The sequence below is a fragment of the Rhizobium sp. WYCCWR 11152 genome, assembly GCF_013087615.1.
Classification (GTDB): Bacteria; Pseudomonadota; Alphaproteobacteria; order Rhizobiales; family Rhizobiaceae; genus Rhizobium; species Rhizobium indicum.
Window position 1 is genome coordinate 480,420 of the sequence record NZ_JABFCP010000008.1, and the last position, 14,247, is coordinate 494,666.

The window sequence follows — 14,247 nt, forward strand, 5'->3', positions numbered from 1 at the left end:
ATGAACCATCGCCTGCTGACCGTGATCGCGCTGCTGCTCGCCGGTCTTTGGGGATCTGCGCTCGGCTATGTCAATCTCCATGCCGGAAGCGGCCTTCTCGACCGGATGGAGGCCTCGCTTGCCGATATCCGCAGCGCCATCGTCGGGGCGAAGACACCGCCTCCCGTGGTCTCGATCGTCGCGATCGACGACCGTACCGCTAGGGCACACGGCTATCCGCTCGACCGGGCGACACTTGCGCGCCTCGCCAACGCGATCACCGCATTGAAGCCGAAGGCCCTGGCGATCGACATTCTGCTGGTCGATCCGGGGCCGGAGGCGGGTGATGCGGCGCTGACTGCCGCCCTTCGCCAGGGGCCGAGCGTGATTGCGGCCGCGGCCACCTTTGCGCAAAGCAGCCAGCGGGTCACCGATGCGGCCGAGGATCCGCTTGCCGCCATCCCGGAGGCAAACCAGCTGCTGTTGCCGCTTCCCCGCTTTGCCGAGGCCGCCGCGGTCGGTATCGTCAACGTCGCAACCGACCAGACCGGCACGCCGCGCTTTATCCCGCTGATCTCGCGTGCCGCAGACCGGCTGGATCCGGCTTTTCCGCTGCGTGCCGCGTCGGTGGCGCTCGGCGTCGATCCCACCATCGAACGCGACGCCATCATGCTCGGAAAGCTGCGTATTCCCACAGATATCGGCCAGCGTCTGCCAGTGACTTTTTATGGCGGGCACGGCAGCATCGCCACCTTCAGTGCCGCCGATGCGCTTGACGGCAAGCTTTCGGCGGATGCGGTCGCAGGCCGCATCGTCGTCATCGGTTCGACCGTCACCGGCGGCGGCGATGTCTTCCCGACGCCGTTCGATCCCGTCATGCCCGGCGTCGAGGTGATGTCGACGGCGATCACCCATCTTGTTACCGGTGACGGCATGGTGCGCGACCGCAGGATGCGGCTTATCGATGCCGCCACCGCCATCGGACTGCCGATCGTGCTCGTGTCGCTGGTCGCCTGGCGCCGGAGTGCGGCAGGCTATGTCATCATCGTGCTGACGCTGATCGTCTGGGCGATGCTCAATCTGTCGGCCTTCGCACATGGCTACTGGCTGAGTGCGGCGCTGCCGATCGCCGCAGCGCTGCCGCCGGCGCTGGCTTATGGCGCGGCCGAACTTTGGTTTGACCGCGGCCGCGCCCGTCATTTCGCCGAGCAGAGCGCGCTCCTGCAGCGCATCGAGGCGCCCGGGCTCGGCGAGTGGCTGGCGCGCGATCCGAATTTCCTTGCCGCGCCGGTGCGCCAGAACGCCGCCGTCATCTTCATCGATCTCTCGGGCTTCACGGGCCTCAGCGAAAATGTCGGGCCGGTGGCGGTGAGCGAGATGCTGAGCGGCTTCTTCGAACTGGTCGACGAGGAGGCGCGCGCCCATGGTGGCGCCATCACCAGCTTCATGGGCGACGGGGCGATGATCCTGTTTGGCCTGCCGGAGCCCGCCGATGACGACGCCGCCCGCGCCGCTGCCTGCGCGGTCAGCCTCTGCGAGCGCACAAGGGCCTGGCTTCAAGCACATGCGGGCTTTGCCCAGAAGAAGATCGGCTTCAAGGTTGGCGCCCATTGCGGCCCGATCGTCGCCTCGCGGTTGGGCACCGGCGACCGGCAGCAGATCACGGCGGCGGGCGACACCATCAATGTCGGCAGCCGGCTGATGGAGGTGGCCGCCCGCCACGGCGTAGAGCTGGCGCTGAGCGCCGAAATCGTCCGCGCCGCCGGTTCCGATAGCGTGCTCACGCAGTCTGGCCGCATGGAGGGACCGTTGGAAACGGCGCTGCGCGGCCGGGCAAGCCGCATCGACGCCTGGCTGTGGCGAAGCCGCACGCTTTGACAATCGCCGCGGGAGCGGCTAGGAACGGCGCAAATACCCCGCCGGCTGGCTCCGGCCATGGCGCAGCAACGCGCCTGACAGCTCCGAAAGATCGAACTCATGACAGAATTTAACGGCGTCGTTCCGGCGATCGCCAAGGCGTTGCAGAAGCGCGGTTACGCCGAACTCACCCCGGTGCAGAAGGCGATGCTCGATCCGGCGCTTGCCGCTTCCGACGCGCTGGTCTCGGCCCAGACCGGTTCCGGCAAGACTGTCGCCTTCGGCCTGGCGCTGGCGCCGACGCTGCTCGAGGGCAGGGAGCGCTTCGGCAATGCCGGCGCGCCGCTCGCACTCGTCATCGCCCCGACGCGCGAGCTTGCCCTGCAGGTGAAGCGCGAGCTCGACTGGCTCTTCGAGATGACCGGCGCGGTGATCGTCAGCTGCGTCGGCGGCATGGACATCCGCAGCGAGCGCCGCTCGCTCGAACGCGGCGCCCATATCGTCGTCGGCACCCCCGGCCGGCTTTGCGACCATATCCGCCGCAGGGCGCTCGACATGTCGGAACTGAAGGCTGCCGTGCTCGACGAGGCCGACGAGATGCTCGATCTCGGCTTCCGCGAAGACCTCGAATTCATCCTCGATGCGGCGCCGGACGAACGCCGGACGCTTATGTTCTCGGCAACGGTGCCGGCGGCGATTGCCAAGCTTGCCAAGAGCTACCAGCGCGATGCCGTGCGCATCAGCACCGCGGCCGAGGAAAAGCAGCATATCGACATCGAATATCGCGCACTGATGGTCGCCCCGAGCGACCGCGAGAATGCGATCATCAACGTGCTGCGCTATTACGAGGCGACCAATGCCATCGTCTTCTGCTCGACGCGCGCGGCCGTCAATCATCTGACCGCACGCTTCAACAACCGCAATTTCGCCGTCGTGGCGCTTTCCGGCGAGCTGACGCAGAACGAGCGCACCCACGCGCTACAGGCGATGCGCGACGGGCGCGCCCGTGTCTGCATCGCGACCGACGTTGCCGCCCGCGGCATCGACCTGCCGGGGCTCGATCTCGTCATCCATGCCGACCTGCCGACCAATCCGGACACGCTGCTGCACCGCAGCGGCCGAACCGGCCGGGCCGGACGCAAGGGCATCAGCGCCATGATCGTGCCACTGAATGCACGGCGCAAGGCAGAGCGCCTGCTTGAGAATGCCGGAATTTCGGCTGCCTGGGCGCGACCGCCTTCGGCCGAGGAAGTAAGCGAGCGCGACGACGAGCGGCTGCTCGCCGATCCGATCTTCAACGAAACGCCGCAGGAGGAAGAGCAGGGGCTGGTACAGCAGCTTCTCGCCAGCCACGGCGCCGAAAAGCTTGCCGCCGCTTTCTTACGTCTTTACCGCACCAATCATTCGGCGCCGGAGGATCTGATCGAGGTCACCGTGCAGGACGACCGCAGCCGCAAGCGCCGCGACAATGCCGAGCCCTACGAGCCGGCGCAGAAGGGACCGCGCGAAGATTTCGGCGCCAGCGTCTGGTTTTCCGTCTCGGTCGGGCGCAAGCAGAATGCCGAGCCGCGCTGGCTGATCCCGATGCTCTGCCGCAACGGCAATGTGACGAAGCGCGAGATCGGCGCGATCAAGATGCAGCCCGAGGAAACTTTCGTGGAGATCGCCGCGGCGAGTGCCGAAAGCTTCCTGGCGGCGATCGGACCGAACAAGGCGCTCGAACGCGGCATCCGTGTGACCAAGCTTTCCGGCACGCCGGATTTCAGCCGGGCGCCTGCGCCGAAGCCTTATGCCGGCAAGCCATCTCGCGACGAGCGGCCCGATGATTCGTTCCGCAGCGAGCGGCCGAAGAACAAGTTCGGCAAGGGTCCGGGCGGCGGATATGCCGCGGCCGACAATAGCGGCGGGGACAAACGGGATAGCAAGCCCTGGAGCAAGAAGCCGGGCAAACCCCCTTTCGATGGCCCGAAGTCCGACAAGCCGAAATTCGACAAGCCGAAATTCGAAGGTGCTAGGTCCGAAGGCCCCAAATATGAGGGCAAGGGCGGCGCCGCACCGAAGAATAAGTTTTCAAAGAAGAAGCCCGGCTGATTTTACCGGCAGCCCTTCGCTGGTCCAGCGGAGGGCTTTGGGCCGTATCCCTGAGGGAGGCAAGGATGGTGATGGAAACGGCGATCCTCAGCGTCCCGGTTTTCAGTACGCTCTGCAATGAGGCCTTCCGGCTGCGGCGCGCTATTTTCGTCCATGAGCAGAAGGTTCCCGAAGCCGAGGAATTCGATGCCGACGATCTCAACGCCCATCATCTTGTCGCCGTCACGGCGGGCGAAGTCTCCGGCACCCTGCGGGTGATTTATGCCGAGGAAGATGTGAAGATCGGCCGGGTTGCGGTTGCCGGCCAATGGCGCGGCCAAGGCATTGCAGCCGCAATGATCGGGCCAGCGATAGACCTGCATCGCGCTGCCCGCGACAACCGATTCTATCTCACAGCACAGGCGGACAAGCTGCCGCTCTACGAGCGTTTCGGCTTCGTCGCCTATGGCGCGGAATTTCTTGACGGCGGGATACCACATCTTGCGATGAAGAATTACTGAGCATCTGCAAAGCGTCGTTTCAGGCCTGGGATTTCACGTCAAAGGCAAGCGAACTTGAAAGGTCCCGGTAGGCATCGATCTGTTGCTGCAACAGCGCGATTTTCTGTTCCACCATGCCAACAGCATCGGCTCCGGCGATGAACCGGCGAGGTAGCTCCGGATGGTTGACCAGGGTGATCAGCGCTTGGGCGAGTTTTGCGGGATCGCCGCTCTGCTGGCCGCTGGCGGATTTCCAGAATGCCAGGTGTTGGGAGCGTCTTTCGTCGTAGTCGCTGACAGATGACGGAGCATATTGGGTTGATTCGTCAGTCAGCAATTCCGTGCGGAAGAAGCCCGGATTGACGATCATCGTTTCGATCCCAAACGGCGCCACTTCGGGTTGCAGCGATTCCATCCAACCATCGAGGGCAAACTTCGCGGCAGAGTAAGCGCTGCAAAACTCAAAGCCAAGCAGGCTGGCCGTCGATGAGATCGAGATGATCTTGCCGGACCCCTGCCGGCGCATCACCGGCAGGACGGCGCGGGTGACGCTCATGGGGCCGAGGAGACTACTGGCCAGTTGCAGATTGATCTGAGGCGGCGTCAGCTCCTCAAAATAGCCTGAGTAGAAGTTTGCGGCATTGTTGACCAATACGTCGATGCGACCAAAGCGTTCGAGTGCGGCCTTGACGGCAGAGTCGGCGTCGGTCGGCTTGGTTACATCCAACGTGACGACGAGCAGATTTTCCGACTGGCCGATCGCCTTGGCAACGCGCTCCGGATTGCGGCCGGTTGCAACGAGTTTGTCGTCAGCAGCCAGAACCGCCTTTGCGAAATCCAGGCCCATGCCGCGCCCGGCTCCTGTGATCAACCAAACCTTACTCATCGAATTTTCCTTCATGCGAGATTGGGTGCCGATGCTCTATGCGGTGGCCTTCTGCCGCTGCGCTTCGTGATCATCGTTGATGTTGAACCAGCCGGTGGCCGCCTCGATGACGCCCCAGAGTTTGGCTGGAAGGGCAATTTCCGGGATTGTCGTGGTCCTGATCTGGTTCTCGATCAGCTTCTCATTGCCACTGCGTGAAAGTTCGACCCACTCTGGGTTTATCACCAGCCCTTGGCCGACAGCCACAAGCGAAAGGCCCAGATGAAGGGCGCTTTCCGCCTGTCGGGGTGACTTGATCTGGCCAGCGGCGATAACCGGAACGCGCCCTGCTACCCTGGCGGCGATCAGTTCAGCGATAGGACGATCGGCGATGGCTTCGAGTGGTTGGGCCTCGAGTACGTTCGTCAGCGAAGCATGGATGTAGTCGACGCCGCCGTCGATCAGATGCTCGATGAGTTCGTAGGTGTCTTCAATACGAAGGCCGCCTTCTTCAGGTTCTTCGGGCGAGACCCGGTATCCCAGAAGAAACGGGCGCGTCGCGTGTGTGCCTATCACCCGCCTCACGTTGCGGATCACGGCGAGCGGAAACCGCATCCGGTTTTCCGGCGTGCCTCCCCATTCGTCGTCGCGATAATTGTGGAGCGGCGAGTAAAAGTTCTGGATCAGGAAGCCGTGGGCCGCATGCAGTTCGACCCCATCGAAGCCGGCTTCGATAGCGCGGCGGGTTGCTTCGCCGAAAGCAGAAATCACATCAAGGATTTCGTCGTGGCTCAGTGCGCGCGTCGTGCCGCCGCCTGGATTGAAAGGACCGGCTGAAACTTGCAGCGAGCTGGCGCTGACAACGTCTCCGTCCGGGATAAGCGCCGGCACGGCCTTGCTGCCGGCGTGAAAAATTTGAAGAATCGCTGGCGCACCGCCGCTTTTGGCCGCCTCGGCCAGACGCCGGAGGCTTGGTGTGAAGCTGTCATCATAAGAAGCGAATTCGCCCGTGAACCCGATGCCATTGGGCAAGACATGCGTGCAACCCGTTAGAACGAGGCCAACGCCGTTCACCCTGCGTCGATAGTAGGACACTTCCTCATCCGAGACTGTTCCGTCGTCATTGGCTGACCACGTCGTCATCGGAGCCATGACGACCCGGTTTCGAAGCGTGATCCCATTGGCGAAAACGAAGGGTTCAAATAGTGCGGGGGTGGCTTCCATCATCATTCGTCTCTCTTGCATGCCGTTCAAGCGGTTTGTGAAATGACAGGTAGCAATGAAGACAAACTTTGATTAGTTGGTATAATCTGCATGAAGTTAGAAATGAGAGAGATAAATGAGGCACGGTGATTTCAGCGAGCTTGCAGCCTTCATCGCCGTCGCCGAAGCCGGAAGTTTCACGCGAGCCTCCGCCAAGCTGGGACTTTCCCAGTCTGCCGTCAGTTACTCAGTCAGGATGCTGGAGCAGAGGCTGGGGGTGCGGCTAATCTCACGCACCACGCGAAGCTTGTCGCTGACCGATGCCGGAGAGCGTATGCTTCGGAGCCTCCGCCCTGCCTTCGAACACATCGAAAGCGAGATCGCAGCCGTCAGCGCACTTCGTGACAAGCCGGCGGGCACTATCCGCATCACGACGTTTCGATATGCCGCCATGAGCGTGCTTTGGCCTGTCATGACAACATTCTTGGCGGAATACCCGGATATTGAAATGGAGGTCACTCTTGACGAGGGCCTGACGGATATCGTGGCCGGCCGGTTCGACGCCGGTATTCGCATTGGAGAACAGGTTCAAAAAGACATGGTTGCCGTCAGGATCGGCCCTGACCTTCGCATGGCGGTCGTGGGATCGCCGTCCTACTTCCAGAACCGCACAATCCCGATGACGCCCCGCGATCTCGGCGACCACCGGGGTATTAGCTACCGGCAAACCACGGGAGGTGGATTGTATGCCTGGGAGTTCGAGCGCGACGGCGAGGAGCTAGTGGTCAGAATGAACGGGCCGCTCATCATCAACGATAGTTTGATGCTGGAAGCCGCTGCTTTGGATGGGCTCGGGCTTGCCTACACTTTCGAAAGTCAAGTTTCACAATACATTGCAGACGGGCGACTGATCCGAGTCCTCGACGATTGGTGTCAGCCGTTCCCTGGCTATCACCTGTATTACCCAAGCCGACGTCAGCATACGGCCGCGTTTGCGCTCCTCGTCGAGGCGCTTCGTTTCAAAGGCTGACGTTCCTGCCAGGGCTGTCCGGAAGATGGTCGCGATGGGTTGGGGGACTGATCTCAGTTGCGCGATTGCCGATAGATGTGAGGTCCTGCCTGCCCTGATTGCTGGTGAGCCGCGCGGTCATCGCTGACCGCGAAGTCTTAGCGCCATTATTGTCAAGACGCCACGCGACAGGAACATCGCGGCCCTGTGCGGCCCGCTGCATTCAGCGGCACACAGGACCGGGGCAGGCTCTCGTCCGAGCCAGGTTCTAAGCGAGGTTGAAAGGCATCTGTCGGACTGGCTTGCCCGTCAAACGCGAGATGGCATTGGCAAATGCCGGCGCCAAAGGCGGCAGGCCGGGTTCGCCCATGCCTGTCGGCGCATCCGCGCTTGGTACGATGTTGACGTCGAACTCCGGCACATCCGTGATCCTTGCCACGGTGAATTCGCTGAAGTTGCTTTGCTCCACAACACCGTCCTTGAGCGTGATTTCTGCGCCGGCAAGGCATGTCGACAAGCCCATGATCGCCGCGCCCTGGACCTGCGCTTCCACAGTCCGAGGGTTGACGGCCAGATTACAGTGCACCCCCGCCGTAACCCGATGCAGCTTAGGCTGCCCGTCGACGACGGAGGCTTCCACCACGTAGGCCACCACGGATGAAAAGGATTCGTGCACGGCCACACCCCAGGCCCGGCCTTCTGCCAATGCCCTACTGCCGTAACCGCTCTTGTCTACGGCGAGCTGCAGTGCATCGCGATGACGAGGATGCTCGTTGCCAAACATCTTCATGCGATATGCGACCGGGTCTTGGTCGGTGGCTCGCGCTATATCGTCAAGCAAGGTCTCCATCACGAAAGCCGTATGGGTGGAGCCAACGCTGCGCCACCACAGAACCGGCACGTTGGCAACAGGATGATGCACTGTCAGGCGCATGGGAAGCGGATAGGGGCTCCGCATCCCCTCGGTCGTGGCGGCATCGATGCCGTCCTTCACCTGGAACTTCTCGAACACGGTTCCCGTCAGTATGGACTGGCCGACGATGGTGTGGTCCCAGGCCAGCACGTTGCCCTCTTTGTCGAAGCCGATGCGAGCGCGGTGAAGATGCGTTGGACGGTAGTAGCCGCCCCTCATATCGTCCTCGCGGCTCCAGAGCGTTCGCACTGGCGCGTTCAGCCCCGCCGCCCTGGCGGCTTTGGCTATCTGGCAGGCCTCCATTGCCGTGTCGCTGCTGCTGGAAAAGCGCCGGCCGAAGCCACCACCCGATGTTTGCACGTTCACCACGACCTGTTCCGGCTTGAGGCCGAGCACGTTTGCTGCAACGCCGGCATCGAGCCCTGCACTTTGGCTCCCCATCCAGATCTCGGCACGATCGTCGGAAAGCCGAACCGTACAGTTCAGCGGTTCCATCGCCGCGTGGGCGAGATACGGGAACACAAACTCGGCTTCCAGACTCAAGGGTGCGGCTTCCAATGGCGCCATGTCGGCATCGAACTGGCGCGGGCCGGGGCGATTGGCGATCTCGCGAAACTTGGCAAGTTGCTTTTCACTATCGACCTTTTCGACAGCCGATGTGTCCCACTCCACCTTAAGGGCGTTGCGACCCTGAGACGCCTGCCAATATCCGTCGGCCACCACGGCCACACCCTCAGCACCGCGATCCAGCGGTACACGCAAAACAGCTTTCACGCCCTTTACTGAACGTGCTGCGCTGTCGTCCAGGGAGGCTATCTTGGCTCCGAAGACCGGAGGGCGAGCCACCACGGCTGTCAATTGTCCCGGCAGCTTGAAGTCGATGCCAAAACTCTGTTGGCCGCTGCTCTTGGCTTGTGCGTCCAGACGCTGGGTGGGCTGGCCGATGATGCGGAAATCCTTCGGGTCCTTCAACGCTATTTTCTGAGGCACGGGCAGGGCCATGGCCGCTTCGGAAAGTTCTCCATAACCGAGCTTGCGGCCATCGGGAGCCAGAACCACTCCGGCCTCGGTTCTCAGCGCGGAAACATCGACGTTCCAGCGGTCCGCCGCGGCCGCAAGTAGCATGGCGCGGACGCGGGCACCCAGCTCGCGATACTGCGTAAAGCTGTTCTTGATGGTGTTCGAACCGCCGGTAAGGTGCATGCCGAAGAGCGGATCAACATAAGCCATGTCATTGGTGCCGAGTTGGCTGCGTACTAAATTCCAGTCCGCGTCGAGTTCTTCGGCAAGGATCATCGGCAATGCCGTTTGGACGCCTTGACCGAACTCCAGGCGGTTGATTGTGACCATAACCTCGCCATTTGGCGCAATTTGAACAAATGCGGAAGGCTGCTCGGTCGGCTTCAGAGCGATGGGCGCCTCACCCGCGTCGGTGGACTGGGCGGCGGCCAGATGGGGGAAAATGCCGACAGCCAAACCGAGGGTCCCCGTCAGCTTTAGAAAGCTGCGGCGTGGCAACGCCTGGACCGGTGTTGAACGGCCTCGTTCCAGCATGTGCTGCAGCGCACGCGGTAATTCGCTATAATCCATGTTCGGCAACATATGGCGTCTCCTTCAGACAAGATTGCTGGCAGCATCGGCTATGGCGGCGCGGATACGGGTGTAAGTTCCGCAACGACAAATATTGCCTTCCATTGCCGTATCTATCTCCGAGGCGGTCGGCTGCGAGCCGGAGGGCAGGGATGCCAGGAACGCCGTGGCGCTCATGATCTGACCGCTCTGACAATAACCGCACTGCGCTACATCGTGCTTGACCCAAGCTGCGCTTACAGCGGCGCCGACGCGGTCGCTGCCGTCGGTCGCTTTTTCTATGGTGGTGATATTCAGGCCCTCGGCAGCGGAAAGAGGGGTGCTGCAGGAACGGACGGCCTCACCATCCAGATGTATCGTGCACGCGCCGCAAAGCGCGGCGCCGCAGCCGAACTTGGTCCCGGTCATGCCGAGCGTGTCGCGCAGGACCCAAAGGATGGGTGTCTCCGGGTCGGCATCGACCTCGTGCTGATTACCGTTGATATTCAGTGTGATCATGACTGGTCGGTTCTCCGATGTTTCATAATGGATGTGCTCGTTGCCGATCTCTAAGGAGAGCGACGGCGACGGGAGTGCCGCCAGCAACCTCCAGGATGATGAGACGCCGTCGACCAAGAGCCTGCTCTCCGCGGCAACGTTAGCTCGTCCGGCGGCGCCAAATTAGTTGGCAAAACCTGCACGACGTTAGAAAGGCGGCTTCTGAATACGAGGCAAAAGCACGAGCAGACCCGTCAACCCAAGACCGGTCAGCGATGATCAGCCGCGTTGGGTGCCCATCAATCGCCGGCTTGCTCAGCCAAGAGGTTCGCCGCTATTCCGACAGGGACTTCAGGTAAGCGATGATGTTTAGCCGATCCTCAGGCTTGGGTACGCCCACGGTCATTGTGGTGGTCGGTACAACTTCGCGAGGCGCTGCTAGAAATCGGTCCAACGTCGCCTCGTCCCATACTAATCCCGATGCCTTCATGGCCGCCGAATAGCGGACGCCTTCCGCAGCGCCGGCCGCGCGCCCGACAACGCCACCGAGCCCCGGCCCAACCTTTTTCTGATCCGTGGTCGAATGACAGGCGGAACAGCGCTGAAACGCTTTTTGTCCCAAGGCGACATCTCCCTCCGCTGCCGCAGGAGCCGTCGCCGACACAAGGATCAAGGTGGAGATCACAACAGAAGCGAAAATTTTTGTCATGCGTGTTCTTCCCGAATACAGGCTGTCGAAGCCCTGAAAGGACAGTGGAGTAGCGCGCGCCAGCACCGTGCTGGCACGCCGCGCTAAAGACCTTAGACCCAAGACACGCCTCATCTTCGCCGGACATGGCATCGCACTGGAGACGGCGGTCGGTTGGGGACGTTACCTCGCCTCTGCATGGAGCATTAGGCGGTACTATCTGCATGATGTTAGAAATGAGGTTCATAAATGCCCGAGAGCCAACGATCGTCGACGAAGGGTGTCTGCCGCAGCATGCAATCAGTGAAGCTTAAGCTTCCCTCGGAGAGGTTCTGAAGACATCGGTTGCAGCGCGGAAGTTCGCCTATTTAGAAACCGCATTCATAACTTCATGCGAGCTACGACGGCTAATCGTGCCGTTCGGTCTCCGCTATCGCTCTTCACCGCCCATAGTGGAGTCTTCCACCCAGAAGCCGAGGCTCCCAAGACGGTCTCGCTTCAACGGCCTGTGTTGCGTTCTTAAAAGGCATATGGCACGCCTCATCACGAATAGCGGCTCAGTTCCTTGCGAAAAGCCTGGCTCGTCTTCATTATTTCACCTAAATCGTGGCGTGCATAAATGGCGGGGAATTCCACAACGGCGGCCTGCTCTTGCTATTAAAAACGATACGCCGTTACAGTGCCGGCAGGAGCAGACGACGATGAAACGCCCCGGCATGTCGCAACCCGATCCGGCCGCCTTCATTCGTGCCAACCTGCCGATATCACCGGTTCCCTCCATCCCCGAGATCCGGCTTCATACGGCAGGACCTGCGAGCGGGCTCTGGCGGCTTGCCGGCCGCGGAGAGGCCGATCCGCCGCCTTACTGGGCCTATCCCTGGGCTGGCGGCGCCGTGCTTGCCCGCCATCTGCTCGATCGACCGGAAACGGTCGCGGGCCGCCGTGTCCTCGATCTCGGCGCCGGCTCAGGGCTCGTCGCTATCGCGGCGGCAAAGGCTGGAGCAGCCACAGTGACCGCTATCGACATCGATGCCAATGCCATTGCCGCGATCGGCCTCAACGCAGCGATCAATTGTGTGAGCATCGTGGCCTGGGCCGCCGATATCATCGAGGGGCCGCCACCAGAGACAGATCTCCTCGCGGTCGGCGATCTGTTCTACGACCCCTCACTTGCCCTGCGGGTCATGGCCTTCCTGCGGCGTTGCCAAGCCTCCGGTATCGAGGTGCTGATCGGCGATCCCGAGCGCGCCTACCTGCCGCAGGACGAACTCAGGCGAATCGCCACCCATGCGGTTGCGGATTTCGGGGCAGGCAAGGGCGGCGGTGCGGTGCCGGCGGGCGTCTTTGCGCTCTTCGGCTACGGCTGAAAGGCTGAGATTATGCCAAGAGATCCGGCCGCAACAGCATGACCGGGCAGGGCGCTCCGGCCGGCAATTCCCCCGCATGCGGCGGGCGGATGACGAGGCAGTCGGCTGCAGCGAAGACCTTCATCATCGAGGAATCCTGCTTGCCGAAGGGTTCGGCGAGCCAGTTGCCGGCAGCGGATTTCGAAAGTTTCGCCCGGATATAGTCCTGCCGGTGGTCATTGGCGCGCAGTGTGACGGCCGCCTCCACCGTTACCTCGCGCTGCACCGGCGGCAGGGAGGCGAGCTTGCGGATCAGCGGCTCCAGGAACAGCAGCGAACAGACGAGGCTGGAGACCGGATTGCCGGGCAGGCCGAGCACATGCGTCTCGCCGAAGCTGCCGACCATCAGCGGTTTGCCGGGGCGCATGGCGATGCGCCAGAAATCAAGCTGCATGCCGGCCTCGATCAGCGTGGCCTGCACCAGATCATGGTCGCCGACCGAAGCGCCGCCGAGTGTGACGATCACATCGACCTTGGCGTCCCGCGCCGTGTCGATCGCCGCGGTGATCTTGGCCTTGTCGTCAGGCACGATGCCGAGATCGAGCACATCGGCGCCGGCTTTGCGGGCGAGGGCTGCAATACCAAACGTATTGGATGCAATGATCTGCGAAGGGCCGGGCGTGCTTCCGGGCGGCAGCAGTTCGTCGCCGGTTGCGAGGATGGCGATCAGCGGGCGCCGCAGCACCTCGACCTCAGGCCGGTTCATGCCGGCAGCAACCGTCAGCCGCGAGAAATCGAGCACGGCGCCGGCAGACAGCACGGCTTCGCCTTCGGCGAAATCCTGGCCGCGCGGACGCACATGCTGGCCCTGCCGGACAGGGAAATTGGTTCTGATGCCGCCCTCGATCTTCTCCGCATCCTCCTGCAGCAGAACGCTATCAGCGCCTGGCGGAACAGGCGCGCCGGTGAAGATGCGAACGGCCTCTCCCTGGCCGACGCTTCCCTCGAAGCCGTGGCCGGCGGAAGACATGCCGATGACCTTCAGCACGGCGCCCGGCTCCGGCGCGTCTTCGCGGCGCAGTGCATAGCCATCCATGGCGGAGGCATTGAAGGGCGGCTGGGTCAAACCGGCCGTCAGATCGACGGCCAAGACGCGGCCCTCAGCCTCGGCAAGCGGCAGCGTCTCGGACGCAGCAACTGGTTTTGCACGAGAGAGCAAGCGGTTCAGGGCTTCGGCGACCGGGAGAAGGTTCATCTTGCCTCCGGATGACGGAAATCGCCGGATTTTCCGCCGGACTTTTCAAGGAGCCGGATGCCGCCGATCTCCATTGCCTTATCGGCCGCCTTGGCCATGTCGTAGATGGTCAGACAAGCGACCGAGACGGCAGTCAGCGCCTCCATCTCCACACCGGTCTTGCCGGTCAGCTTGGCGGTCGCCGTAACGCGCAGGCCGGGCAGGGCGGCATCTTCCGCGATCTCGACCGTGACCTTCGTCAGCATCAGCGGATGGCAGAGCGGGATGAGATCGGCGGTGCGTTTTGCCGCCATGATGCCGGCAAGGCGCGCCGTGCCGATCACATCGCCCTTCTTGGCATTGCCTTGGACGATGAGAGCGAGCGTCGCCGCCGCCATCTTCACATGGCCCTCGGCAGTGGCGATGCGCACCGTCTCGGCCTTATCGGAGACATCGACCATATGCGCCTCGCCGGAGGCATCGATATGCGTGAGGCCTGGCTTTTGGCCGCTCATA

12 protein-coding genes are annotated in these 14,247 nt (G+C 62.4%); 5 read left to right on the forward strand and 7 right to left on the reverse strand.

Annotated features, from left to right (window positions below; translation table 11 throughout):
- From G9X67_RS12175 to G9X67_RS12185, 3 genes are all read left to right on the forward strand, one after another.
- Window positions 1–1,857 (forward strand): adenylate/guanylate cyclase domain-containing protein, encoded by a 1,857-nt coding sequence (locus G9X67_RS12175; protein ID WP_138329393.1) that lies wholly within the window; start codon window positions 1–3, stop codon window positions 1,855–1,857.
- A 99-nt stretch (window positions 1,858–1,956) separates the two neighbouring features.
- On the forward strand, window positions 1,957–3,927 hold the full coding sequence (locus G9X67_RS12180; RefSeq protein WP_138329394.1) for a DEAD/DEAH box helicase: 1,971 nt from the start codon (window positions 1,957–1,959) through the stop codon (window positions 3,925–3,927).
- A 65-nt stretch (window positions 3,928–3,992) separates the two neighbouring features.
- A complete protein-coding gene (locus G9X67_RS12185) occupies window positions 3,993–4,427 on the forward strand; it encodes a GNAT family N-acetyltransferase (RefSeq protein ID WP_138329395.1) in 435 nt (144 codons plus the stop codon).
- 19 nt (window positions 4,428–4,446) lie between these two features.
- Here G9X67_RS12185 and G9X67_RS12190 read toward each other — a convergent pair whose 3' ends face one another.
- Both G9X67_RS12190 and G9X67_RS12195 read right to left on the reverse strand, forming a co-directional pair.
- Window positions 4,447–5,292 (reverse strand): SDR family oxidoreductase, encoded by an 846-nt coding sequence (locus tag G9X67_RS12190; RefSeq protein WP_138389137.1) that lies wholly within the window; start codon window positions 5,290–5,292, stop codon window positions 4,447–4,449.
- A 36-nt stretch (window positions 5,293–5,328) separates the two neighbouring features.
- Entirely contained in the window at window positions 5,329–6,501 is a 1,173-nt protein-coding gene (locus tag G9X67_RS12195; RefSeq protein WP_138329397.1) for an NADH-dependent flavin oxidoreductase, read from the reverse strand.
- Window positions 6,502–6,610: 109 nt separating this feature from the next.
- Here G9X67_RS12195 and G9X67_RS12200 point away from each other — a divergent pair, with 109 nt between their 5' ends.
- Window positions 6,611–7,504: a LysR family transcriptional regulator gene (locus G9X67_RS12200; protein WP_138329398.1), complete on the forward strand. Its 894-nt coding sequence runs from the start codon at window positions 6,611–6,613 to the stop codon at window positions 7,502–7,504.
- 247 nt (window positions 7,505–7,751) lie between these two features.
- Here the strand turns inward: G9X67_RS12200 and G9X67_RS12205 are convergent, their stop codons facing one another.
- The 3 genes from G9X67_RS12205 to G9X67_RS12215 form a co-directional block, all read right to left on the reverse strand.
- The gene (locus tag G9X67_RS12205; protein ID WP_138329399.1) at window positions 7,752–9,998 is read right to left on the reverse strand and encodes a xanthine dehydrogenase family protein molybdopterin-binding subunit; all 2,247 of its coding nucleotides are present in this window, start codon (window positions 9,996–9,998) and stop codon (window positions 7,752–7,754) included.
- Between the two features lie 12 nt (window positions 9,999–10,010).
- Window positions 10,011–10,484, reverse strand: coding sequence for a (2Fe-2S)-binding protein (locus G9X67_RS12210; RefSeq protein ID WP_138330041.1), 474 nt, complete (start codon window positions 10,482–10,484; stop codon window positions 10,011–10,013).
- Between the two features lie 313 nt (window positions 10,485–10,797).
- The gene (locus G9X67_RS12215; RefSeq protein WP_138329400.1) at window positions 10,798–11,172 is read right to left on the reverse strand and encodes a c-type cytochrome; all 375 of its coding nucleotides are present in this window, start codon (window positions 11,170–11,172) and stop codon (window positions 10,798–10,800) included.
- 680 nt (window positions 11,173–11,852) lie between these two features.
- Here G9X67_RS12215 and G9X67_RS12220 point away from each other — a divergent pair.
- Window positions 11,853–12,518 (forward strand): 50S ribosomal protein L11 methyltransferase, encoded by a 666-nt coding sequence (locus tag G9X67_RS12220; RefSeq protein WP_138329401.1) that lies wholly within the window; start codon window positions 11,853–11,855, stop codon window positions 12,516–12,518.
- 10 nt (window positions 12,519–12,528) lie between these two features.
- Here the strand turns inward: G9X67_RS12220 and glp are convergent, their stop codons facing one another.
- Together glp and moaC are read right to left on the reverse strand one after the other, a co-directional pair.
- Entirely contained in the window at window positions 12,529–13,752 is a 1,224-nt protein-coding gene (gene glp / locus G9X67_RS12225; RefSeq protein ID WP_138329402.1) for a gephyrin-like molybdotransferase Glp, read from the reverse strand.
- Window positions 13,749–14,246, reverse strand: coding sequence for a cyclic pyranopterin monophosphate synthase MoaC (moaC, locus tag G9X67_RS12230; protein ID WP_138329403.1), 498 nt, complete (start codon window positions 14,244–14,246; stop codon window positions 13,749–13,751). Before moaC ends, glp begins: the two co-directional genes overlap by 4 nt.
- Window position 14,247: the final 1 nt, after the last annotated feature.